General features: G+C 47.7%; 3 protein-coding genes and 1 pseudogene. 2 read left to right on the top strand and 2 right to left on the bottom strand.

All coding sequences use genetic code 11. From position 1 onward, the window contains the following. The coding region (locus AC0TOY_RS00055) for a phage tail protein (RefSeq protein WP_473721375.1) at positions 1 to 467 on the top strand (467 nt) is incomplete at its 5' end. Then, positions 467 to 1,066, top strand: a complete 600-nt coding sequence (locus tag AC0TOY_RS00050) for a tail fiber assembly protein (protein WP_420277479.1) — start codon at positions 467 to 469, stop codon at positions 1,064 to 1,066. The genes AC0TOY_RS00055 and AC0TOY_RS00050, both read left to right, overlap by 1 nt. An 86-nt stretch (positions 1,067 to 1,152) precedes the next feature. Here AC0TOY_RS00050 and AC0TOY_RS00045 read toward each other — a convergent pair whose 3' ends face one another. Further along, positions 1,153 to 1,347 (bottom strand): hypothetical protein, encoded by a 195-nt coding sequence (locus AC0TOY_RS00045; protein ID WP_061716468.1) that lies wholly within the window; start codon positions 1,345 to 1,347, stop codon positions 1,153 to 1,155. Continuing rightward, positions 1,334 to 1,686, bottom strand: a pseudogene (locus AC0TOY_RS00040) (phage tail protein); the annotation flags it as partial. The gene AC0TOY_RS00045 and the pseudogene AC0TOY_RS00040, both read right to left, overlap by 14 nt.

Raw genomic sequence — 1,686 nt, 5'->3', positions numbered from 1 at the left:
AAAACCTTGGTTTGGGAGAAGGGTCAGCTTTGCCGGTGGGCGTCCCCGTTCCGTGGCCGTCAGCAAATCCACCGACGGGGTGGCTCAAATGCAATGGCGCGGCGTTCACCGCCTCACAGTATCCCAAGCTTGCACTGGCTTATCCTGCGCTCAGATTACCTGATTTACGTGGTGAGTTTATCCGTGGCTGGGATGACGGGCGAGGGATTGACGCTGGTCGTGGGCTGCTGTCATTCCAGGAAGGTACTATTGTTTCGGGCTTTGATGACAATGATACGGGAGATATCAGCTCAATCGGGTCTGCTGCCTATGGGTTCGGTGATGTAATGACCGCAGCACAATGGGAAAATATTAAAGGAAAAAAATGGATAGGTAGTCCGGCAAATTCGCAGCGTTACGATTGGTGGGCTTATGTTTCAGCCCGCCCCCGTAACATCGCATTTAACTACATCGTGAGGGCCGCATAATGGTGATGGCAAAATTAAACAGTGAACATATCGCCATTATGGCCGGTGAGATTACTGTGTTTAATTATGATGGGGCGACGGGAGAATATCTTTCTTCATCCGTTGAATATTTAGTGGAAGGTGTAGGCATTCCAGCCTTATCCTGTATTGATGCGCCTGGAGTAGCTCTGGAAGGTTTTACTATCTGTCGCACCTCTGACTTAAGCGCATGGGAGTACCTCGTCGATCATCGTAGTGAAACTGTATACAGCACGAAGACAGGTCAACGAGTCACGATTTCCCTGCCGGGTGATTATCCGAAAGATACGACTACAGAAGCCCCTGGTACGCCATATGATAAGTGGAGTGGCAGCGAGTGGATAACCGACGTAAAAGCGAAACACTCTGCGGATGTGGAAAAGGCTGAACAGCAGAAAACCGCATTACTGGCTGAAGCGTCTGCAATTATCGCACCATTGGCAGATGCTCAGGTTGGAGGCTACATTGACGATGCAGATATTCCACGTCTGACTGAATGGCAGCGGTACCGTTATAAACTAACTAAGATTGATACCGGCACTGCTCCGAATCTTTACCTTCCACCAAAACCCGAGGTATAGGTCATCCAATATCAGGTGCTTTTGATGTATCAATAATCATCAGCAGCACCTGATATTTTCAGCATTCAGCCAGGAAACGTATTCATTTATTCGTTGCCAGATATATCATGGCTAATTTCCATAAGAGTTGGCTCACCTTTTTCATTGACTTCAAGCCGCATTCCCTCAGGTATTTCCCGCATTGTGAAAAACCAGTTATCTTCAGGGAGCTCTATAGCACCAACAGTATCGTGGAAACCATGAATGACCTCCGTCATCGTGATCGGATTAAATAGGCGCATAGTAAACTCTCCACGAAAAACCATTATTTGATGGGGCACCCGTTGCGGCCATTGTGCAACGAGCTTTGAAACCGATATTTGTTGTTAAAGCATCAATGATCATTGATGAATGAGCAAAGTTGGGCGCTGTGCCAGGATCAGCAGAGAGACGTTCGGCAATGCTGATATAGCGGCTTATACCTGGTAGCGCAATTGGGTAATTAACGGTTGCCAGGCCGTTATCAAGGATTACACCATACCCCATAACCTCAATGGCTCCATCCGACCATATTACCCAAGCTCCATTTGCGTTACTTCCTCGACTGGTTACGTATTTAGCTCCTCCCAAACCAAGGTTTT

Source organism: Enterobacter sp. PL_is379 (assembly GCF_055817355.1).
The sequence above is the reverse complement of the archived record's forward strand: the minus strand, read 5'-3'. Positions and strand labels throughout refer to the sequence as shown.